Below are 20,011 nucleotides of genomic sequence, written 5' to 3' on the forward strand. Positions count from 1 at the left end.
TATGGAAGAAGCCGTTTCCACGACCTTCGACCGGCGCGAGGTCTTCACGAAGCTGCGGGCGCATGACCGCATGTGCCACGGGACGGCCTATGCCTGGCTGGAAGGATATCTGGCCGGACGGGGCCAAGGCGATCTGCGCCTGCTGGACCTCGGCTGCAACGATGCCCGGGACATGGCGCGCGTGCTGGCTGCCGGGGACGTGGCCGCCTACACGGGCGCGGACACGGATACGGACTGTCTTGCCGCCGCGCGGGAGAATCTCGCCGGGAGCCCGGCCGCCGTGAACCTCGTGGCCGCCGACGGCCGGGAGGTCCTGGCCGGCCTGCGCGAGGCCGTGGACGTCATCTGGATGGGGCTTTTGCTGCACCATTTTCCGCAGGGGGAAAAAGCAAAGCTCTTCGCCATGGCCAAAAACGCCTTGCGTCCGGGAGGGGTGCTTCTCAGCCACGACCCTATGCCGGACGACGGGGAAAGTGCCGAGGCCTATCTGGAGCGCTACAATCGGGAGATCGAAACCCGTTGGGCGGAGCTCACGCCGGAGGAACGCCGTGTGCTCATTGGCCATTTTCGCTGCCACGGCCGCCATGATCCTATCGACGTCGTGGAGCGCCTGGCCCGGGAGGCGGAATTTTCCCGGGTGGTTCGCAAGCACCTGGACCCCGCCGGCTTCTACGTGTTGTTGCGCTTCGCGGCGTAAGCGGGCGCGCAGGAGGAGAAAACAGCATGCAAAGGCAAAACGGCTCTGATCCCCGGGCCGCCTTCTTCGACGCCCGGGCCGCGCACTGGGAAGCCAACTGCTACCCGCCGCCTGTACGGGAAAAGCTTCCACCCTTGGTCGCTTCCTTTCATCTGCCGAGCGGTGCGACGGTTCTCGACATGGGCACCGGCCCGGGAACCCTGGTGCCTTATCTGCAAGACGCCATCGGCCCGTCCGGGCGAGTGTTCCCTTTCGATCTCTCTTTGGAAATGCTGCGGCAGGCGCGGATGAAGCTCGGGCCGACGGCTCCGCCCCCGGTCCGGGCCACGGCCATGCGCCTGCCGTTTCGCGACGCGAGCTTCGACGCCGTGGTCTGTTTCGCCGCCTTTCCCCATTTCGAGGACAAAGGCCTCGCCCTGTCGGAAATGGCCCGGGTGGCCAAGTCCGGCGCGCAAGTCATCATCGCCCATTTGCTCAGCCGCGCCGAACTGCTCGCCCATCACGGCACCCATGGCGCCGTGGCCCGGGACGCCCTGCCCGAGGAAGGCCGCATGCGCGATCTTTTCCTGCTCGCCGGGCTGCCCGATCCCGTCATCATCGACGCGCCCGGCCGGTATCTGGCCAAATGCCGCAAACTGGCAAGCCCGTCGGAGAGCAGGCCATGACGCGCCTTGCACACTTCCTTTGTCGCCTCGCCTTCGTTTGCTTCTGTTTGCTCCTGGCCGCCGCCGTGGGGGAAGCCAAACAGCAGGACACGCCTATCATAATCGCCGCCGGCACGACGCTGGTGTCGGACATCGTAAACGACCTGGGGCACGGATTCGTGACGGCAACCCCCATCATGCCCGCCGCCGCTTGCCCCGGACACACCGACCTGCGCGCCTCGGACATACGCACGCTGGAACGCGCCAAGGCCATCCTTTTGCACGATTGGCAGACTCATTTGGACGCCGTCATGGGACCGGTTCGAAACGACCCGGCCCTGGCCGCCAAGGTGCGGGTGGTCGATGCGCCCGGCAACTGGATGGTGCCCGACCACCAGAAAGCCGCCACCCTGGCCGTGGCCCGGATGCTGGCCGATATCGACCCGCCCCATGCCGCCCTATACGAGGAACGGGCCAAGGCACGCATCGTCGCGGTCGATCGCGTCGCCGCTGCGCTCGCCGCAAAGGCCGGGCCACTCGTGGGGCTGCCGGTCATGACCGACGTCCAGCAGCAGCCTTTTCTCCAGTGGCTCGGCTGCAATATTGCCGCCCAGTACGGACGGTTCGAGGAAAGCGGTCCGCAAAAGCTGGCCCAGGCCGTGGCCGAAGCCCGCAAAGCGAACGTCCGGCTCGTGGCCGACAACCTGCAAAGTTCGGGTGGCTCCGGCAAAACCTTCGCCGAGGAGTTGCAAGCAGCCTTCGTCGTACTCACCAACTTCCCGGGTGGATTCCCCGACGCCTCGACCTGGGCCGAGGCCGTGGCCGCCAACCTGGATCGTTGCCTTGCCGCGCTGCAGCGCCATGGGGAATGATCCGGCCCTTTCCCTGCGCGACGTCACGGTCAAAAGGCGCGGCCGCGTTGTTTTGCGCATCGACGCCTTGGACGTGCCCCAAGGCCAAGTGCTCGGCGTCATCGGTCCCAACGGGGCCGGCAAGAGCACGCTGCTCGCCGCCGTTTGCGGGCTGTTGCGCCTTTCCTGCGGCGTGGTGCAATTGTTTGGAAATGATTTGGCCGGTCCCGGCGCAAACAAGGCTCGGCGGGACATCGCCCTGGTCATGCAGGCCCAGGATGTGGACCCGCGCCTGCCCATAAGCGTCCTGGAATCCGTCATGTCCGGCGGCTATGCCAGGCGCGGCTGGTTGCGACCTCCGGGGCGGGAACTCGCCCGGCGGGCCTTAAAAATGCTGGAACTCGTCGGCATCGGCCCTCTGGCCGACCGTCCCCTGGGGCAACTTTCCGGTGGCGAACAGCAGCGTGCGGCCATTGCCAGGGCCTTGACCCAACAGCCCCGAGTGTTGCTGCTCGACGAGCCCACATCGGCCCTGGACTGGCGCGCCCAACGCGACATCCTCGGCTGCATCGCAGGGCTGCGGGAACAACGGGGACTGACCGTGCTGCTGGCCACCCACGACCTCAACAGCCTGGAAAGCCTGTGCCACGAGGTGCTGTGCCTGGATTCCGGCCGTCCCCTCTGGCGCGGTCCGGCCCGGGAAGCCCTCGACGCAGACCGGCTCGGCGGCCTCTACCAGGCCGAAGTGGCGGTGGTGTCCCACGGCGGGCGGCGCGTGGTGCTTTTTTAGGAATCGCCATGGATGCCTTTCTTGACGCGGGATTCATGCGCCATGCCGTGCTGGCCGGGCTGTTCGCCGGCGTGGCCTGCGCCGTTGCCGGCGTGTTCGCCGTGCTCATGCGCCTGACCTTCATCGGCGTCTGCCTGGCCCATGCCGCCTTTGCCGGCGGGCTTGTGGGGCTGCTTTTCGGCTGGGACCCGCTTGCCGGCGCGCTGGTGGCCAGCCTGACGGCGGCGGCGGTCATCGGACCGGTGGCCGACCGGGGCGAACTCTCCCCGGATACCGCCGTGGGCGTCGTGTTTTCGGCCATGCTAGGGCTGGCCATTTTCTGCCTGGGCTTGCTCCCCGGCCCCAAGACGGCCGGCCTGAACCTCTTTTGGGGCAACATCCTCACGGTCAGCCGGCGCGACCTGTGGCTCCTTGGCACAGTGGCCGTGGCGGCGAGCCTGGCCATCGTCGCCTTTTTCAAGGAAATCCAGGCGGTGGCCTGCCATCGCCGCATCGCCCGGGCCAGCGGCCTGCCGGCCACGGCCATCTTCTATGGCATCCTCTTTTTTACGGGGCTCACCGTCACGGCCTGCCTGCCGAGCGTCGGGGGCCTGCTCGTCTACAGCCTGCTCATCAATCCGGCGGCGGCTGCCTATCAACTGACCTACCGCCTCGGGCGTCTTTTCTTCCTGGCTGCCCTGTTCGGCGTCGTTTCCTGCGAGGGCGGCCTGCTCATTGCCTGGAAACTCGACGTACCGGCCGGCGCATCCATCGTCCTCGTGTCCAGCCTGCTCTTTCTGGCGGCCGTGGCCTGCTCTCCCAAAAGAAAGGCCGGTTCCAGGGCCGAGGCATAACGGCTATGGCGGACATGCCGTCTGTTCTGCCCGAGTGGCAACACCCCGCGCGTTCCTCTCGCCGCGCATGGCTGGGATGGCTCTTGTCCGTGGCGCTCCATACAGTCGCCCTCGTCGTCCTTGTCTTTTTCTACCGATGTCTCGTGATCCATCCTGCCGGCGGCGGCGGGGGTGGGACCGGCGGCGGGGGCGGAGAGGGACCCTCTGTCGGCGCGGGGCGGGGCATGGGCGAAGACGGTGGGATGAGCCTGGCAGCCGTGGATGTGAAGCCGAGGATCATGCGACAAGTGGAGCCCGCTTATCCTGCGGATGCCCGACGGCATGGAATCGAGGGACGGGTTGTCGCACGGCTTGTGGTCACCGCTGACGGTGGGGTAAATATAATCAGTATCGTTTCCGCAAAGCCGCCGCAAATATTTGAGCAAGCCGTTATTGCGGCTCTTGAAAAATGGAGATTTCATCCTGCCCGGCACAAAGGGCATGAGGTGGCAACCTGGGTTATGCTGCCTATCTGTTTGAATTTGAAGGACTGATGTGTTGCAAGGTGACAGATTTTTCGAAATGCGACATTGTTTCAATGCAAGCATAGAGTGAGATAGTCGGATATCTTATCAAGATTTGGCACTATTTATCTGGGGATATAGACTTAATCTGAATGGAGTTGAAAAGTTTTTTTTGTATATCCAGGCTCGACTGAACGGTTTTTACAAGGATGTCCACTGATTTTCTGTAATTAACCAACGTTTCTAGCCAAGTATGCAAACATGCCACACCCTTACTAGTGATCGTGTACTGTCTACGAGCTGGTCCGCTGCTTTGCAAATCCCAGGCACATGTCACCAACCCTTCCTGTTCCATCGTCTTGAGAATGCGGTATACGCCTGCCGGGTCCGGGGGTTGATCACGAAACATCGCCGCATCCGCCAATCGTTCCAGAATCAGATAGCCATGCAAAGACTCCTGCGCCAAAACGGCCAGGATCGCCGGATGGACGAGCCTCGCCAAATTCTTCCCTGTGCAAGGACATCCCGCCAAATCGATCATAATGAATCCCCCGTAACGTGGCCCAGGCTCAAGCGGCGACACAATTAACTATATTTTCAACTTATTAGCGGTGCATTTCACCATGCCTTTGCCCTTGACCGCCAGGATACGCAAATCGCATCTAGTTGACCAAGTCGAGTAGATGATCTAGTCATTTTTTCTCCCCGAATCGGGGCTCGATCTCACCCGCCCGTCGTCGCTTGCGGTCCTGGGAAATTCGCCGCGTGGGAAGATGGGCAGGGAATTCACAGAAGACGGATACCCACTCCAGGAGAAGATGATGCGCGGAGCAACACGAAGAAATATCTTGTAAACTGCGGGAGTATGTGCGGCGGCATTGGCAATGTTTCGGCATGGACATCGTGGATGCCATTTTATCCCTTAAAACGCGACAAACAGCGCAACCAGCGAGAACGGCCATGAATGATTCCCCAAGCAGCAATGTCATCCCGTCTTGCGATGCCTCCGAATTGCTCCTCGATACGCGGGTGAGCGACAAACGGGTTAACCATCTTCTGGAACGCGCCGATGCCATGACGCGCCAAATTTCCGGTGGCCGGGGGTACATCTGGACGGCCATCGGCATCGACAGCACCCCCTGTGAAATGGGGTGTTCCTTTTGCAGTCATGCCGCCAAGTGGGACGCGTATCAGAACTCGCCCCCGCTTGATGCCGAAGCGATTGTCGCCAAGGCCGGAGAATTGGCGGACGGCGGGTCCGACTTCGTCGTTTTGCGCACGACCCAATTCTACGATTTGAACCGATTGCTCATGCTGGGAAGGCGGGTCCGGGACCGCATCGGGACCGACATCCACCTCGTCGTCAATACCGGCGAAATGGACGCCGAGACGGTCAAGGCGCTCAAGGATGCCGGTTTTTCCATGGTCTATCACGTCGTTCGCCTGCGCGAAGGCGTCGATACCGGGCACACCGTGGAGATGCGCGTGCGCACCATCGAAACCGCCCTGGCCGGCGGTCTGGAAGTGCAATATCTCATCGAACCCCTGGGGCCGGAGCATTCACCTGCGGAAATCCTGACCGAAGCGCGTCGGGCCAGGTCCATCGGCGCGTCGGGAACCGGCGTCATGGCCCGGGTTTCCGTCATGGGCACACCGCTGGCACATCTGGGACAGGTCTCTGAAGCCTACCTGCGTCGCGTCGCGGCGGTGGCCCGCCTGGAATACCCGGACGGCGGCGAGCATTTGTGCGTGCATCCGCCTACTCCCAGCGTCCTTCGCTGCGGCAGCAACACCATCATTGTCGAACAGGCCGCCAATCCCCGAGACACGAAATCGAGCGCAACCCCTTGGCGCGGCTTTGATCTTCCTACGGCCCGGGCCACTCTCCAGGCGGCGGGTTTCACCGTCCGCCCCACCACGGAAGCGCATTGAGTCCGGCTGCAAAGGAGAGAAACAAGCGTACATGGATCGGGTATTCCCTTGGCGCTTGGATTTTCGGCCTCGGCCTGTGGCAGGTGGTCGCCTGGATCGTCACCGCCGTACGGGGGGTGCCTTTTCCGACCCCTTGGGAATGCGCGAGCGTCTTGTGGGAAATGCTCCAGGGCACGGTATTTTTGGAGCACACCATTTACCACCATGCCGGGGTCAGTCTCCTGCGCTGGGGGGAAGGGTTCGGCCTCGGCCTTTTTAGCGGTCTGGCCTACGCACTTCTTGCCGGCTGGTCCGCACCCATGCGTCACCTGACGATGCCGACCGTGGAAGTGTTGCAGGTCATCCCGGGGTTGGCCTGGATTCCGGTGGCCATCCTGCTTTTCGGACTGAACCAGGCGGCGACCGTGGCCATCATCACACTCACGACCTTTCCGGCCGTGGCCATCGCCGGAGTCATGGGCGTTCGCAGCGTGGATGCGCGGTATGTGCGGGCAGCCCGTATGTGCGGAGCCGGTCCTTGGGCGCTTTTCGCCACCGTCTTTTTGCCGGGAGCCTTGCCGCATCTGCTCAGTGGCCTGCGCATTGCGCTTGGAGCCGCTTGGCGTGTCCTCGTGGCGGCGGAAATGATCGTCGGGTCCGGCGACGGACTCGGCTATGCCATCATCCAGTCGCGCTGGACCATGGACTATGCCTCGGCCTTTGCCTGCATCGCCATCATCGCCACGCTTGGCCTGGGAATGGAACGGTTGGTCCTGTTGCCGCTGGAGCGCCGGACCGTGGAGCGATGGGGATTAAGCCATGATCAATGACCCGATCCTCGAACTCCGCCAGGTGCGCAAGGTATTCCCTGGACAAGGACGGCAGGAAGCCGTCGTCGCCCTCGACGGGTTGGACCTGACCCTGACTACCGGAGAATTCGTGGCCATTGTCGGGGCCAGCGGCAGCGGCAAATCGACCCTGATCGACCTTGTCGCCGGATTCGCGCAACCCACTTCCGGTACGGTGACGGTCAAGGGAAAACCGGTTCTCACGCCCGGACCGGACCGCGTCGTGGTCTTTCAGGACCATGCCGTTTTCCCCTGGTACACGGCTTTGGATAATGTCGCCTATGGGCTGCGCCGACAAGGGATGCGACGCCGGCAGGCCGGGGAGCTTGCCTGGGAAGCCCTTGCCCAGGTCGGACTCTCGGACTTTGCCCACGCCTATCCGGCGACACTTTCCGGCGGCATGCGGCAGCGTGTGGCCCTGGCCCGGGCTCTCATTCTGCGCCCCGACATTTTGTTGCTGGATGAACCGTTCGCCTCCCTGGATGCCGTAATCCGTTCGCGCTTGCAGGACGAACTGACCGAGCTGTGGCTGCGCTTCGGTTGGACCGTGCTCTTTGTCACGCACATTCTCTCCGAAGCCGTCTATCTGGCGGACAGGGTCGTCATCCTGGATCGTCCGCCATCAGGATTACGCACCATCGAACGGATCATGCTGCCGCGACCGAGAAATCGTCTGGAGGCGCGGCTCACACAGCAAACGGAAGAACTGAAAGCCAGAATGGATGGTTATCTTGATGCGTTAAACGCTGAAAGTGACCACAGTTAAAGACAACAAACAATACGGGAGACCTCATGCGTGAAAGAAAGAGAAAACCCCTTGTCCTGCTTCAAATCCTTTCTGCCTTGCTTCTCCTTTTCCTCACAGGATGCGAGAGCTCCCCACCCCAGCAAAAGGCGGAAAACACCGTCTGCCGGCTCGCCTATACGGCCAAGGGCTATTACGCGCCGCAGTTTCTGGCCTCCCGCAAAGGGTGGTTCGAGGCCAAGGGCGTGACTGTACAGGATGTTCCCCTGGGGATGAGCGCCGGGGTTGCCGGGGCCGAGGCCTTGGTCAGCGGCAGCGCCGACGTGGCTGTCATGGGAGACGTCCCAGCCCTCATCGCCCTGGCCAGCAACCGGGACTGCGTTCTTGTCGCGGCTTATGGTGGTGGCGAGAAGATGCATTCGATCATCGCTTCCGAAAAAGCAGGCATCACCAAACCTGCTGACCTTGTCGGCAAACGCCTCGGCGTCCAGTTCGGTTCGAGCACCCATGGGGCGGTATATCTCTACCTGGAGCATAACGGCATCGCCCCCGCATCCGTGAAGCTGGTCAACATGCCGCAAAAGGATCTCATCGAAGGTCTTCAGAGCAACTCCATCGATGCCCTGGCCGCGTCCGAGCCGACGCCGACCCTTGCCCTGAAAAAGGTTCCGGGCGCATACGAGGTCGCGGTCCTCTCGGGCCTTGGCAACGACTATCCGCTGCTCCTCGTGGCGAGCAAGGCCTTTGCCGAGGCCCATCCCGAGGCTATCCGGGCCATTGTCGCAGGGACACGGAAGGCTGTCGACTGGATCAACGCCGATCCCGACGCCGCCGGGGCCGCTACGGCTGCCGTCACCGGGGCTCCGGCTTCGGTTGAAGCCGACATGTTCCGCAAGATGGATTGGAAGGTTCGCTTGGATGATCAAACGCTCGACAGTTTGAATAAGACAGCGGCATTTTTGCACAGTATCGGCAAGTTGAAGCAGATACCGGATGTGAAAGCCCATTCGAGACCGGATTTCTTACAGCCGTAAATTGTTTTTGGGGAGTGTCATGATTTCACCGAAAGGGGCAATCCAGACACTCCCTGTGGCACTACTGAAGATTTAACGAAGTCATTTACTGGACGTGACCTGTCAGTGCGCAAATATTTATGGTTGTTTGAACTGGCCGATAGCCGCCTCTTCTTGATCCAGGACTCGTTGATGTCCATCCGCTCTCACCTTGGCTACCCGGTCGATCACCTGTTCCAACAGGGACTTCACCTGCTTGAGCCCATGTTTGCCATGTAAGTCCTCAACTTTTTCCCGATATTCCGGGACTGCCTTGCGGTGTATCCACAGCCCTGGCTACGGCGGTGTGCGAACCCATTCGGCGGAGGAGCAAATCGAAGAGATCTTTCATCGAGTTATCCTTGAAGGAATTTTATAAGAATTTCCTTCTTTACACAACAAGAATTTTCCACTAGATAAGGAAGGAATTTCCGCTAAAATTGAAGGGCCGGAGGCAATCATGGACGATTTCGCAACCTTACTGGAGCGGTCCTTTGTGGAACTCGTCGCCGAACGGGCTTACGCCCGAGGCTGGAAAAAGGGCGAGTTTGCCAAAATGGTCTGGCCGGACGCACCTGCCAAGGCGGCAGCGGCAAAATGGTCAGCCATGCGCGGAAAGGCGACAAACACGGGCAAACCACAAGGCGTACTTGTATCGGATGCGGAGCGTATGGCGGAAATCTTGGGGGAGGACTTGACGTACCTTCTTGCCGTCGCCAAGGAAAACGCCAGGCGCCAGGCATCATAACGTATCGCTTTGGCTGACAGTGACTGAGGCCGTGCGTCGTTGGCTTCCCCCCAACGCCGAGGTGAATGCGTGTCTCGATTGGACGTGCAGGAGTTTGAAGCGAAAGCGCAGAAGCTGGTGAGTCAGGCGTTGTCGATGTGTGAACTGAAGGTCGCAAATGGCGCAGAGCCTCCCTCGCCTCGCGAGAAAGCTCTATGCGCGGCCACGCTTTCGCTGAAGGAGACCCTCAATACGTTTGTCGCATTGCTGAAGGCAGGGTGATTTGCCCCGGTAATGCCTGCCTGGTAGGGAGGTGACAACTCCGCGCTTTCACCGGAATTTATACTCTTCTCTTGTGAGAATAACAAGATATTCCGGTGAAGGTGCGGAGAGCAAAAGGGAAGCCGCGCATGTTCCCGCTTGCAGTTGTTCGCTTTCGCCTTGATTAGCCTGCGACGTGCCGTCAACCTGAGTCGGCAGGCGGGAGCCGTAGAGTTATTAGAGGATTCCCATGGGTAAAGGTCCGCCCTGCATCTCTAAAAACAAGCCTTGGGCAATCCTCAAGATCAGCCGCCGGCAATATGAAACCGTCCGGCCCTGGAAGAAGTCTGGCATGTCGCGGCCGATGTTCGAAGAGCTCCTGGCCACCCTTCTGGAAGGGTTTATCGACCAGCTCCACCTGGAAGCTGATGCGGAAAAGTTCCCCAGGACCGTCTTTGGCGAAGTCGATTCATCGACCCTAAATCTTGCGCGCCAACCCAATAGATCGCCACCTTGCCGAAGGCGAGGTCACTCGCCAAACTGTTGGTGCCATCTGGCGCATATTTCACATAACCATTTTATATTATTACTATAAATATCAATATTTGTCTTAAAACCTTTGACTTATTTTTCAAAAGAATTTCTTTTATTTTGCTCATGTCCTCAGTGACATGGTGCAACGGCAGGCCTTGGCGGCAACGCCCCAGGCCCCTCCACCACGGGCCGCAACAAAGGTTCCAAACGTCCCCCTGCCCTCACCCTTGGTTCGCCCACGGCTGCGGCGCCAGGTCACGTCCGTCAACGTGGTGTAAATTCTGGTGTGCTTGAGGTGGCCCTCGGTCAGGCTGCTCTTGGTGGAATTTGGGCTGGCTGCGCCTCGTTTGGTTGGGTGTTGAGTTCGGCCATGGCCTCGACCTGCATGTAGCGGCTTTGCAGCTGCCACTCGTCGTTTTGCTCCAGTAAGATGGCCCCGATGAGCCGGATGATGGACTGTTCGTTGGGGAAGATGCCGACTACGTCCGCCCGCCGCTTCACTTCTTTATTGAGCCTTTCCAGCGGATTGGTGCTGTGCAGCTTGACCCGATGCTGCGCCGGGAAGGTCATGTAGGCCAGCACGTCGTGCTCGGTTTCGTCCATGAAGCTGGCGAGCCGTGGCCATTTTCCACGAAGCTGATCGGCGACATGCCGCCAGGTCTGGCTGGCGTTGGCCGCATCCGGCTGTAAAAAGGCCTGGCGCAGGGCGGCCGAGACCATGGCGTGCTGGGACTTGGGAACCCGGGCCAAGGCGTTTCGCATCCAGTGGACCCGGCAGCGTTGCCACGTGGCCCCGAACGTCTTGGCCATGGCGGCCTTGAGGCCTTCATGGGCGTCGGAGACGACAAGCCTCACGCCGCCAAGTCCCCGACGAAGAAGGCTTTTGAGGAAAAAAGACCAGAACGGCTCGGCCTCGCTGGGGCCGATGTGCAGTCCCACGATTTCTCTGCGGCCTTCGGTGTTCGCCGCCACGGCGATTATGGCGGCGACGCTGACCACCCGGCCGCCTTCGCGCTGCTTGAGGTAGGTTGCGTCCAGCCACAAATAGGGCCATTCGCCGGTCAGCGGCCGAGAAAGAAAGGCATGGACCCGTTCATCAATGTCCTTGCACAGCTTGGACACCTGGGACTTGGAGATGCCGGAAAGGCCCATGGCCTGGACCAGATCATCCACGCGCCGCGTGGAGATGCCGCCGATCCAGGCTTCCTGGATGACGGCCACCAAGGCGCGTTCGCTGGTCTTGCGTGGCTCCAGGAAGGGCGGAAAGTAGCTGCCCTGGCGCAGCTTGGGGATGCGCAGTTGCAAGGAGCCGATGCGGGTATCAAGGCTGCGGTCACGGTAGCCGTTGCGGTAGCTGACTCGCTCGGGGCTTCGCTCGTGGCGGCTGGCCCCGATGAGGCCGTCCACATCGGCTTCCATGAGAAGCTGCAGGACGGCTTCCGCCAGGGAGCGGAGAAAATCGCCGCCGTCGGCCTTTTGCATCAGCTCGATTAATGCCATGCTGTCCTCGGCCATCGTGGTCTCCTTTGGTTGCAGGTGCGGCGTCGTAACTTCACCTTACAGCCAATTGACCCGATGGCCACCTCGCCCATTCCGTCCGGGCCGGAGGCTCTCCCCCGGCCTGGACGACTTCAGAATTTACACCACCTCCGTGGACGCTACCCGGCGCCACCCCATGTGACCATGCCCCCGAACCGCCCGACACAACCCGTGCCCCCGCGGCCGGCCCAGCCGATCACGGGGAAATCGCCCGGGGCACGGCCGCCCGCGGCCCGTTGCCATGGCCGCGCAAGGTTGGCATACACCAGCAACGGCATGGTTGGACACGGCGCGGGCGAAAGGCCCCAAGCCCCGGCAATCCTCCCGGCCCAAACGAAGGAACGAACCGTATGATCAAACACTGCTGGTCCATACTCTGTCAAAACATCATCACCGACGCCGAAACCAATGTGGTCAGCTACATCATAACCATAGACAATATCATGGCCCCGGAATTCCCGGCCAAAATACCGTTCCTGGCCATCGGCACGTCCTGGGAAAAGGACACCGGCTATGATGTCGTCGAGAATTTCGCCATCCGCATCATCGCCATCAACCCGCGAGGAAAGGCAAAAACCCTTGTCGAAACGGGCGACCTGGCGGTGCAGAGCCACAGGCACCGCATGAATTTCGTTTTAAACGGCTTCGCTTTCGACGAGCCCGGCATCAGCCGGTTCACGATCGAAGCGAAGATCAACGGGCTGTGGCTCGCCGCCGCCTCGCTGCCGGTGCTTGTCGCAGCCAGCCAGATACAAACCGCCGGCACGCCGAGTATGATGCGGCAGTAAAGGCCGCGCTCCCTTGCCCCAGCGGATATGGGGACGTGCGGCGGGTGTAGCCTGCCGCGACGGCTGCCGGCCCGGCCTCCCGGCTTCGGTCAAAATCTTGACTTTTGGGCGGCCCATCGTATCTCCAAGGGATCGAGCGGCCGTTTCCGCTGGGAAACACGGCCGTGGCCTTTGGCGCGGAGGAAACGATCATGGCGAGCGGCTGGGCCGGTGACGGCGCGGTGCAAGACCAAATTGCCGATTCCCTTGCCGATGAGGTCGCCCGGGTCCGCGGCTTGTTGCCCACGGGGGAAAGCCGCACGGCCTGCGAGGAATGCGGGGAGCCGATCCCCCAGGCCCGGCGCAAGGCCCTTCCCGGCGTCCGGTTGTGCGTGGCCTGCCAATCGGAACATGACCGCGACCAGGCCGCGCGCTCACCCTACAACCGCCGTGGCAACAAGGACAGCCAGTTGCGCTAACAGGCCTTCGCCCCCGTTTCCCTGCCCGGTCACGGGAGAAGCGGGGCTGACTGGCCCCGAAAAACGGACTGGACGTATCCACGATCACGCCCTATATAAAAAGCGTGATTCAGCTTGGGCGCTGACATCACCCCGGGCGGACGGTATCTTGCATACTTTCCGCCCTTTTTGCGCCCCGCAGGCCTCGGGCTCGCCTCAGCCGGGCATCGCGACACCGGCCGGGCCTCCGGCCGCTTGGCGGCAACGGCCCCAAGCGGCCCGCACCCCGTTGCCGGGCCGCACCCGGCGCACCGGCTTGGCCCGCTACGCCACGGCCGCCTGCCCGCATCCCTCTCCCCCCGGGCCAATCCACTGGTCGGCGATCGCTGTTCCACGATTGCGGGACCGCTCCGTTCCTCCTGGCCCGGCGCCCATAAACGGACCGCAATTTGCAAAAGACAGCCGAAACCGGCCCGGTCGATCCCGCCGCGCCCCATGAAGGAGTTCCATGCCCGCGACCCGATTCCTTGGACGCCCTCGCTTCCTCCTCGCCCTGACCATCGCCCTGCCCCTTGTGTGCGCCAGCCTCGCCCCGGCCCGGGCGGCGGACACCATCCTGTACGCCGAAACCCTGGCCCAGGGCTGGGCCAACTGGTCCTGGGGCGCCACGGTCGACCTGGCGGCTTCCGCCCCGGCCCATGCCGGGGTGGCCGCCATCGCCGCGACCCTCAACACCGCCTGGGCCGGGCTGTACCTTCACGCCGACGCCCCCCTGGCCGCCTCCGGCTTTGCCAACCTGCGCTTTTTCATCCACGGCGGCCCAAGCGGCGGGCAAAACCTGAAGGTGGTGCTCGGCGGCGACACGGCCAACGCCGTGGCCGTCACCCCCGTGGCCAACGCCTGGACCGAGGTGGTCATTCCCCTTTCCTCCCTGGGCTCTCCGGCGCAGATCGGCGACATCGTCTGGCAGGACGCCTCGGGCACGGCCCAGCCCGTCTTTTATCTCGACGACATCAGCCTGACGGCAGCCACCGGCCCCGCGCCCGACCCCACCCCGGCCCCGGCCCTGACCGTCGACGCCGCGACCGCCCTCGGCCCCATCAGCCCCGACATCTACGGCATGAATTTCGCCGACGAGGCGCTTGCCGCCGCCTTGCGCCTGCCCGTGCGCCGCAACGGCGGCAATGCCACCAGCCGCTACAATTGGCGGGTGGATGCCTACAACACCGGCAGCGACTGGTATTTCGAAAACATCGCCTCGGACAACGCCGACCCGTCGCGGCTACCCGACGGTTCCGCCGCCGACCGCTTCGTGGACCAGGACCGGCGCACGGGGACACGCAGCCTGCTGACCATCCCCATGCTCGGCTACGTGGCCAAACGGCGCCTGGAAAGCCACCCCTACGACTGCGGCTTCAAGGTCTCGGTCTACGGCGCCCAGCAGGCCACCGACCCCTGGGACCCGGATTGTGGCAACGGCGTGGCCGCCGGCGGCGGCAACATCACCAGCAACGCCCCCACGGATACGAGCCTGGCCTTCACCCCGGCCGACGCCGCCGACTGGATCGCCCACCTGCAGGCCACCTTCGGCAGCGCCGCCTCGGGAGGTGTGGCCTACCTCGATTTCGACAACGAACCCATGCTCTGGAACAGCACCCACCGCGACGTCCATCCCTCGGCCACGAGCTACGACGAACTGGCCAGCCGCACCATGGCCTACGGGGCGGCGGTCAAGGCGGCCGATCCGGGCATCGCCACCCTGGGCCCGGCCACCTGGGGCTGGTGCGCCTGGTTCCATTCGGCCGTGGACGGCTGTTCTCCCGGCACCGACCAGGCCGCCCACGACGACCTGGACTTCACGGCCTGGTACCTCCAGCGCCTGCGCCGGTACGAAACCGAAAACGGCCACCGCATCCTCGACTACCTGGACCTGCACTATTATCCCCAAGCCTCGGGCGTGGCCCTGTCCACGGCCGGCTCGACGGCCGTCCAGGCCCTGCGGCTGCGGGCCACGCGCTCGCTGTGGGACCCGGCCTACACCGACGAAAGCTGGATCAACCAGCCCGTCAAGCTCCTGCCCCGCATGCGCCAGTGGGTCGCCGACAACTACCCGGGCACCAAGCTCGCCGTGACCGAATACAATTTCGGCGGCCTGGAACACATCAACGGCGCCCTGGCCCAGGCCGACATCCTCGGCATTTTCGGCCGCGAAGGCCTCGATCTGGCCACGCTGTGGAGCCCGCCGTCCATCGAGCAGCCCGGCGCCTTCGCCTTTCGCCTCTACCGCAACTACGACGGCGCCGGCCACGGCTTCGGCGAGACGGCCCTGGCCGCGGCCAGCGCCGACCAGGGCGTCGTTTCCGTCTATGCCGCCCGGCGCGCCGCCGACCGCGCCCTGACCGTCATGGTCATCAACAAGGCGACCACCGCCCAAACCGCCACCCTTGCCTTACGCGGCTTCACGCCGGCCGGCCCGGCGGCGGCCTACCGCTACGACGCCACGGACCTGACAGCCATCCGCCGCCTGGACGACCAGGCCGTCACGGCCGCCGGCTGGACGAGCCTGCTGCCGGCCAGTTCCATCACCCTGTTCGTCGTGCCGGCCGCCGGCGGCGGCATCGCCACCTGGCTCCCCCTGCTGCTGCAATAACCCGACGACCGCAACGAGCCAACGAGCCGTCAAAGCCCGGCCATTCACGCCACCGTACCATGGGCCCGGTTTCCGAATAACGCACGGGAAACCGGGCCCTTCATCCCATACCGACCCCATACGACATGGCGGCAGGGCCCACGTGTGGCCCCGTCGCTGTGCGCAAACATTCCCCGGATCGACAACACCTTTCCCCGAGACGCCCCTTGATTCGGGGCCTGCATCACCAATCCGTTGCGATTTGATGTCGATTGCACTATAGAACCGCCCTGCCCGCGATCCCGCGCCAAACCCGTTCGAGGTGTACCATGAAACGTCAGATACTTATCGCTATCGTTGCAATCAACGGCCTGCTGCTGGCCGGATCGGCCCTCGCGGACGGGATCGCCTCCCTTTGCCTGCTTGTGGTCGCCTTCGCCAGCCTGACGGGTTTTCTCGTCTGGACGAGCCGGCGGGTGGATGCGGCCTTTGCCTGCACGGAGCAGCTCCTGGCTTCGGTGGCCTCGGCCACCTTCGACTGCACCTTCGAGGACGACCCACTGCTGCGCACGGGCGAACTGGCCCGGGCCCTCGCCCCGCACGAAGCCGCCATCAAGGAACGCCTCAGCAAGGACGAAGCCATGCTCGGCAACATCATCACGCCCATGGCCATCGTCGGCGAGAAGGGCGAAATCAAGTGGCTCAACGAGCACATGGTGCGCCTGACCGAAAACGAGGGCGCACCGGCCCTGCACGAGGGCCACAACTTCGCCCGCTTCTTCTACGGCGACGCCCGCGAGACCCTGGCCGATACCACCATCCGCCAGCGCACCCGCCAGTCCCTCAAGACCGAATTCGATACCCGCAAGGGCCACCACAAGTTCATCAGCATCTTTTCCACACCCATCCTCGATTTCGACGAAAAGCTCATCGGCGCCTTCGTGTCCGTAGCCGATTTCACCGGCGTGGTGCTCAAGGAACGCACCATCACCGACCAGAACCACCGCATCGCCAACGGCGTGGCCGAGGCCACGGCCGTGTCCGAAAGCCTGGCCGAAGCCGCCGACCACATGACCGCCCAAATCGCCCAGTCCACCGAGGGCATGGAGGAGCAGCGCTCCCGCACGGCCGAGGTGGCCACGGCCATCGAGGAGATGAACGCCACCATCCTCGAAGTGGCCAAAAACGCCGGCGACGCCGCCGCCACCGCCGGCCAGGCCAATACCATGGCCGCCAAAGGCGCCGGCCTGGTGGAAAAAGTCATTACCGTCATGGAATCGGTCAACGTCAAGGCGGCCGGGCTCAAAACCGAGATGCAGGACCTCGGCGGCCAGGCCCAGGGCATCGGCCAGATCATGCAGGTCATCTCCGACATCGCCGACCAGACCAACCTGCTGGCCTTAAACGCCGCCATCGAGGCGGCCCGGGCCGGCGAGGCCGGGCGCGGCTTCGCCGTGGTGGCCGACGAAGTGCGCAAGCTGGCCGAAAAGACCATGACCGCCACCAAGGAAGTCAGCAACTACATCCAGGCCATCCAGGAAAGCGCCCGGCGCAACATGGCCGCCACGGACGAGACCTCCCACGGCATCGAGGAGGCCGACACCCTGGCCCACGAGGCCGGCGACGCCCTGCGCCAGATACTCGCCTACGTGGAAAAGACCTCGGACCAGGTGCGCGGCATCGCCACCGCCGCCGAACAGCAGTCGGCCACCTCCGAGGAGATCAACCGCTCCACGGACCAGATCAACCGCATCGCCGAGGATACCGCCGAAGCCATGTCCCTAGCTTCCTCGGCCGTGTCCAACCTAGCCCACCTGGCCTCGGACCTCAAGACCTCCATGACCCGCATGCACCTGGAGTAGGCGGGCGGCGCCTCCTGGCCCCAGCCTCCTGGCCCCAGCCTCCTGGCCCCAGCCTTCTGGCCCCAGCCTTCTGGCCACGGCCATGCCCCGCAGGCCCCCGGCGCAGGAAAATGCCTGCGGCGGTGCCCCGAACCGGGAACGCCACGCCACGCGGGGTCCGTGGCCAAGGGGCGCGGCCCGGCTTGCCGCCACGGCGAAGCCCGGCCGGCAGCCCATCGCGGTGAAGGCCTGGCCCGACCGGCAGCCGAACACGGCAAGGCCGGCGCGGCCGCATTGACATCACGGCCCGTTCGGCATAGCAGCGGGCCACATCGCAAGGTTCGCCGCGCCTTCCGGCGCGGGCCGGTGGGAAGGATTGCCGCGTATGGAATGGTTCGGCATATCCCTGGCGCTGTTCGCGCTGGGGGGGATAGCCGCCCTGTGCCAAAGGGGCGAAGGGGCCGCCAACCTGGTGGGCGCGGCCGGGGCGCTTCTGGGTTCCCTGGCCGGACTGGCCGCCTTTTGCCTGACGCCGGCCAGCGCCCAGGTCGTGGTCGTGCTGCCCTGGGGGCTGCCCATCGGCAGCCTGACGCTCGGCCTGGATCCGGCCAGCCGCCTGTTCCTGCTCCCGGTTTCCCTGCTCGGCGCGGCCTGCGCCGTGTCGGGCGCGGCCAGCCTGGCCGGCCACGGCCACGACGGCGGCGGGCATGGCCGCCTGGGTGCCCACTGGTTTTTTTGCAACGCGCTCCTTGTCGGGCTGTCCCTGGTCATGGCCGCCCGCGATGCCGTCTGCTTTCTGCTGGCCTGGGAGGTCATGTCCCTGGCACCGTTTTTCCTGATCGCCTTCCATGACGACGAGGCCGAGGTGCGCGAGGCGGCCTGGGTCTACCTCGTGGCCGCCCACCTGGGCGCGGTCTGCCTGCTGGCCTTTTTCGGCCTGTTTTTCACCGCCGCCGGGGCCACCGGCTTTGATGCCCTGGCCCAGGCCGCCGCCGATGGCCGGCTGGGCGCGCCGTCGCTGCTGTTTCTGCTGGCCCTGGCCGGTTTCGGGGCCAAGGCCGGCTTTTTCCCTCTCCACGTCTGGCTGCCCGAGGCCCATCCGGCCGCGCCGAGCCATGTCTCGGCCCTGCTGTCCGGGGCCATGCTCAGCGCCGGCATCTACGGCCTGTGGCGGGCCGTCGAACTGCTCGGCCCGGGGCCGGCCTGGTGGGGCTGGGCGCTTGTGGCCGTGGGGCTGGCTTCGGCCGCCATGGGCATCCTCCAGGGCCTGGCCCAGGCCAACCTCAAGCGGCTGCTCGCCTATTCCAGCGTGGAGAACATGGGCCTGGCCTGCCTGGGCCTGGGGCTCGGGCTGGTCGGACGGTCGAACGGCAATGAAACCATGGCCGCCCTGGGACTCACCGGCGCGGTCTTTGGCGTGTGCAACCACGCCGCCTTCAAGGGCCTGCTGTTCCTGTGCGCCGGCGAGGTGCTCCACGCCGTGGGCTCCGTGCGCCTGGGCCACCTGGGGGGGCTGGGCAAGCGGCTGCCCGTGGTCGGGGGGACGTTCCTGCTGGCCGCCGCCGGCATCACCGGCCTGCCGCCCCTGGCCGGCTTCGCCAGCGAGATAGCCCTGGCCTTGGCCCTGCTCGAAGGGCTTTTCCTGCCGGGCTTGCTGCCCCGGGTGGCCATGGCCGCCGCCCTGGCCGTGGTGGCGGGCGTGGGCGGCTGCGCCCTGGCCGCCTTTGCCAAGGCCGGCGGGCTGGCCTTCCTCGGCGCCCCCCGCACCCCGGCCGCGGCCAAGGCCGACCCCCCGGGGCCGGCCTCCCGGGCGGCGCTCCTGTTCCTGGCCGGGGTGATCGTCATCGCCGCGGCCGGCGCGCCGTTCCTCTTTTCCCTGGCCGGCCAGGCGGCCCTGGCCTTTCCCGGCCTCGACCCCGCCCCGGCCCGGGCGGCCTTGGCCAAGGCCACGGACATCCTGGCCGCCATCGGCCAGGTCGGGTTCGTGCTGGCCGCCCTGGTCGCGGCGCTTTGCTTCCTGCGCCGCCGCCTGACCGCCGCCAGCGGCTGCCGCCGGGAGCCCACCTGGGGCTGCGGCTACCTGGCCCCCAACGCCCGCATGCAGTACGGCCCCGGCTCCTTTATCGAACCGGCCGCCCGGGTCCTTGGCCCGGCCATGGGGCTGCGAACCCGGCTGGACATGGACGCCGGCTATTTTCCGGCCAAGGCCCGGCTCGTCGTGTCCGCCCCGGACCGGCTGCGCCTGACACTGTTCACCCCGCTGTTCGAGGCCGTGGGCAAGGCCTGCGACGCCATGAAAGTCGTGCAGCACGGCCGGGTCCACCTCTATATCCTCTACGTCCTGGCGACGGTGGTCCTGCTTTTGGCCTGGAAGCTCTAAA

At 64.5% G+C, this 20,011-nt stretch carries 19 protein-coding genes; 17 read left to right on the top strand and 2 right to left on the bottom strand.

What is annotated here, in order from left to right:
* Position 1: 1 nt before the first annotated feature.
* The 6 genes from ACP59X_RS17730 (at position 2) to ACP59X_RS17755 (ending at position 4,348) form a co-directional block, all read left to right on the top strand.
* Entirely contained in the window at positions 2-697 is a 696-nt protein-coding gene (locus ACP59X_RS17730) for a class I SAM-dependent methyltransferase (protein ID WP_428560925.1), read from the top strand.
* A gap of 26 nt (positions 698-723) precedes the next feature.
* Positions 724-1,362 carry a class I SAM-dependent methyltransferase gene (locus ACP59X_RS17735; RefSeq protein WP_428560927.1) on the top strand — a complete coding sequence of 213 codons (639 nt, stop codon included), beginning with the start codon at positions 724-726 and terminating at the stop codon, positions 1,360-1,362.
* The gene (locus ACP59X_RS17740; RefSeq protein ID WP_428560929.1) at positions 1,359-2,213 is read left to right on the top strand and encodes a metal ABC transporter substrate-binding protein; all 855 of its coding nucleotides are present in this window, start codon (positions 1,359-1,361) and stop codon (positions 2,211-2,213) included. The genes ACP59X_RS17735 and ACP59X_RS17740 overlap by 4 nt, the downstream gene beginning before the upstream one ends.
* Entirely contained in the window at positions 2,185-2,982 is a 798-nt protein-coding gene (locus tag ACP59X_RS17745; RefSeq protein ID WP_428560932.1) for a metal ABC transporter ATP-binding protein, read from the top strand. The genes ACP59X_RS17740 and ACP59X_RS17745 overlap by 29 nt, the downstream gene beginning before the upstream one ends.
* 8 nt (positions 2,983-2,990) lie before the next feature.
* Positions 2,991-3,815, top strand: coding sequence for a metal ABC transporter permease (locus tag ACP59X_RS17750; RefSeq protein WP_428560934.1), 825 nt, complete (start codon positions 2,991-2,993; stop codon positions 3,813-3,815).
* A 224-nt stretch (positions 3,816-4,039) separates the two neighbouring features.
* Complete coding sequence (locus ACP59X_RS17755; RefSeq protein WP_428560937.1) at positions 4,040-4,348, top strand: energy transducer TonB; 309 nt, start codon at positions 4,040-4,042, stop codon at positions 4,346-4,348.
* A gap of 91 nt (positions 4,349-4,439) precedes the next feature.
* Here ACP59X_RS17755 and ACP59X_RS17760 read toward each other — a convergent pair whose 3' ends face one another.
* Positions 4,440-4,859, bottom strand: a complete 420-nt coding sequence (locus ACP59X_RS17760) for a PadR family transcriptional regulator (RefSeq protein ID WP_428560939.1) — start codon at positions 4,857-4,859, stop codon at positions 4,440-4,442.
* A 353-nt stretch (positions 4,860-5,212) separates the two neighbouring features.
* On the opposite strand from ACP59X_RS17760, the gene ACP59X_RS17765 reads away from it, so the two are divergent.
* The 6 genes from ACP59X_RS17765 to ACP59X_RS17790 all read left to right on the top strand — a co-directional run bounded on the left by ACP59X_RS17765 (position 5,213) and on the right by ACP59X_RS17790 (position 9,883).
* The gene (locus ACP59X_RS17765; protein WP_428560941.1) at positions 5,213-6,250 is read left to right on the top strand and encodes a radical SAM protein; all 1,038 of its coding nucleotides are present in this window, start codon (positions 5,213-5,215) and stop codon (positions 6,248-6,250) included.
* On the top strand, positions 6,247-7,059 hold the full coding sequence (locus ACP59X_RS17770) for an ABC transporter permease (protein ID WP_428560943.1): 813 nt from the start codon (positions 6,247-6,249) through the stop codon (positions 7,057-7,059). Before ACP59X_RS17765 ends, ACP59X_RS17770 begins: the two co-directional genes overlap by 4 nt.
* On the top strand, positions 7,049-7,843 hold the full coding sequence (locus tag ACP59X_RS17775; RefSeq protein ID WP_428560945.1) for an ABC transporter ATP-binding protein: 795 nt from the start codon (positions 7,049-7,051) through the stop codon (positions 7,841-7,843). The genes ACP59X_RS17770 and ACP59X_RS17775 overlap by 11 nt, the downstream gene beginning before the upstream one ends.
* A 26-nt stretch (positions 7,844-7,869) precedes the next feature.
* Entirely contained in the window at positions 7,870-8,856 is a 987-nt protein-coding gene (locus ACP59X_RS17780) for an ABC transporter substrate-binding protein (RefSeq protein WP_428560947.1), read from the top strand.
* Between the two features lie 478 nt (positions 8,857-9,334).
* The gene (locus ACP59X_RS17785; RefSeq protein WP_428560949.1) at positions 9,335-9,622 is read left to right on the top strand and encodes an immunity protein; all 288 of its coding nucleotides are present in this window, start codon (positions 9,335-9,337) and stop codon (positions 9,620-9,622) included.
* A gap of 69 nt (positions 9,623-9,691) precedes the next feature.
* Positions 9,692-9,883, top strand: coding sequence for a hypothetical protein (locus ACP59X_RS17790; protein ID WP_428560951.1), 192 nt, complete (start codon positions 9,692-9,694; stop codon positions 9,881-9,883).
* An 819-nt stretch (positions 9,884-10,702) separates the two neighbouring features.
* On the opposite strand, the gene ACP59X_RS17795 is transcribed toward ACP59X_RS17790, so the two are convergent.
* Positions 10,703-11,911 (bottom strand): IS256 family transposase, encoded by a 1,209-nt coding sequence (locus tag ACP59X_RS17795; protein ID WP_428558936.1) that lies wholly within the window; start codon positions 11,909-11,911, stop codon positions 10,703-10,705.
* 374 nt (positions 11,912-12,285) lie between these two features.
* Between ACP59X_RS17795 and ACP59X_RS17800 the strand changes: the two genes are divergently transcribed.
* From ACP59X_RS17800 to ACP59X_RS17820, 5 genes are all read left to right on the top strand, one after another.
* Entirely contained in the window at positions 12,286-12,723 is a 438-nt protein-coding gene (locus ACP59X_RS17800; protein WP_428560953.1) for a DUF6941 family protein, read from the top strand.
* A 191-nt stretch (positions 12,724-12,914) separates the two neighbouring features.
* Positions 12,915-13,181 carry a DksA/TraR family C4-type zinc finger protein gene (locus ACP59X_RS17805; protein WP_428560955.1) on the top strand — a complete coding sequence of 89 codons (267 nt, stop codon included), beginning with the start codon at positions 12,915-12,917 and terminating at the stop codon, positions 13,179-13,181.
* Positions 13,182-13,668: 487 nt separating this feature from the next.
* On the top strand, positions 13,669-15,810 hold the full coding sequence (locus ACP59X_RS17810) for a glycoside hydrolase family 44 protein (protein WP_428560958.1): 2,142 nt from the start codon (positions 13,669-13,671) through the stop codon (positions 15,808-15,810).
* 308 nt (positions 15,811-16,118) lie between these two features.
* Positions 16,119-17,651, top strand: a complete 1,533-nt coding sequence (locus tag ACP59X_RS17815) for a methyl-accepting chemotaxis protein (RefSeq protein WP_428560960.1) — start codon at positions 16,119-16,121, stop codon at positions 17,649-17,651.
* A 364-nt stretch (positions 17,652-18,015) separates the two neighbouring features.
* Positions 18,016-20,010, top strand: a complete 1,995-nt coding sequence (locus ACP59X_RS17820; protein ID WP_428560962.1) for a proton-conducting transporter transmembrane domain-containing protein — start codon at positions 18,016-18,018, stop codon at positions 20,008-20,010.
* Position 20,011: the final 1 nt, after the last annotated feature.

The organism is Solidesulfovibrio sp. DCME (assembly GCF_049995385.1).
GTDB lineage: Bacteria > Desulfobacterota > Desulfovibrionia > Desulfovibrionales > Desulfovibrionaceae > Solidesulfovibrio.

Excerpts from the sequence above, each read along its gene's own strand:
- ACP59X_RS17785 (WP_428560949.1), top strand. The coding sequence starts at position 9,335 with ATGGACGATTTCGCAACCTTACTGGAGCGGTCCTTTGTGGAACTCGTC.
- ACP59X_RS17795 (WP_428558936.1), bottom strand. The coding sequence starts at position 11,911 with ATGGCCGAGGACAGCATGGCATTAATCGAGCTGATGCAAAAGGCCGAC.
- ACP59X_RS17765 (WP_428560941.1), top strand. The coding sequence starts at position 5,213 with ATGGACATCGTGGATGCCATTTTATCCCTTAAAACGCGACAAACAGCG.
- ACP59X_RS17755 (WP_428560937.1), top strand. The coding sequence starts at position 4,040 with ATGGGCGAAGACGGTGGGATGAGCCTGGCAGCCGTGGATGTGAAGCCG.
- ACP59X_RS17815 (WP_428560960.1), top strand. The coding sequence starts at position 16,119 with ATGAAACGTCAGATACTTATCGCTATCGTTGCAATCAACGGCCTGCTG.
- ACP59X_RS17750 (WP_428560934.1), top strand. The coding sequence starts at position 2,991 with ATGGATGCCTTTCTTGACGCGGGATTCATGCGCCATGCCGTGCTGGCC.
- ACP59X_RS17805 (WP_428560955.1), top strand. The coding sequence starts at position 12,915 with ATGGCGAGCGGCTGGGCCGGTGACGGCGCGGTGCAAGACCAAATTGCC.
- ACP59X_RS17820 (WP_428560962.1), top strand. The coding sequence starts at position 18,016 with ATGGAATGGTTCGGCATATCCCTGGCGCTGTTCGCGCTGGGGGGGATA.
- ACP59X_RS17735 (WP_428560927.1), top strand. The coding sequence starts at position 724 with ATGCAAAGGCAAAACGGCTCTGATCCCCGGGCCGCCTTCTTCGACGCC.
- ACP59X_RS17780 (WP_428560947.1), top strand. The coding sequence starts at position 7,870 with ATGCGTGAAAGAAAGAGAAAACCCCTTGTCCTGCTTCAAATCCTTTCT.
- ACP59X_RS17740 (WP_428560929.1), top strand. The coding sequence starts at position 1,359 with ATGACGCGCCTTGCACACTTCCTTTGTCGCCTCGCCTTCGTTTGCTTC.
- ACP59X_RS17800 (WP_428560953.1), top strand. The coding sequence starts at position 12,286 with ATGATCAAACACTGCTGGTCCATACTCTGTCAAAACATCATCACCGAC.
- ACP59X_RS17730 (WP_428560925.1), top strand. The coding sequence starts at position 2 with ATGGAAGAAGCCGTTTCCACGACCTTCGACCGGCGCGAGGTCTTCACG.
- ACP59X_RS17775 (WP_428560945.1), top strand. The coding sequence starts at position 7,049 with ATGATCAATGACCCGATCCTCGAACTCCGCCAGGTGCGCAAGGTATTC.
- ACP59X_RS17760 (WP_428560939.1), bottom strand. The coding sequence starts at position 4,859 with ATGATCGATTTGGCGGGATGTCCTTGCACAGGGAAGAATTTGGCGAGG.
- ACP59X_RS17810 (WP_428560958.1), top strand. The coding sequence starts at position 13,669 with ATGCCCGCGACCCGATTCCTTGGACGCCCTCGCTTCCTCCTCGCCCTG.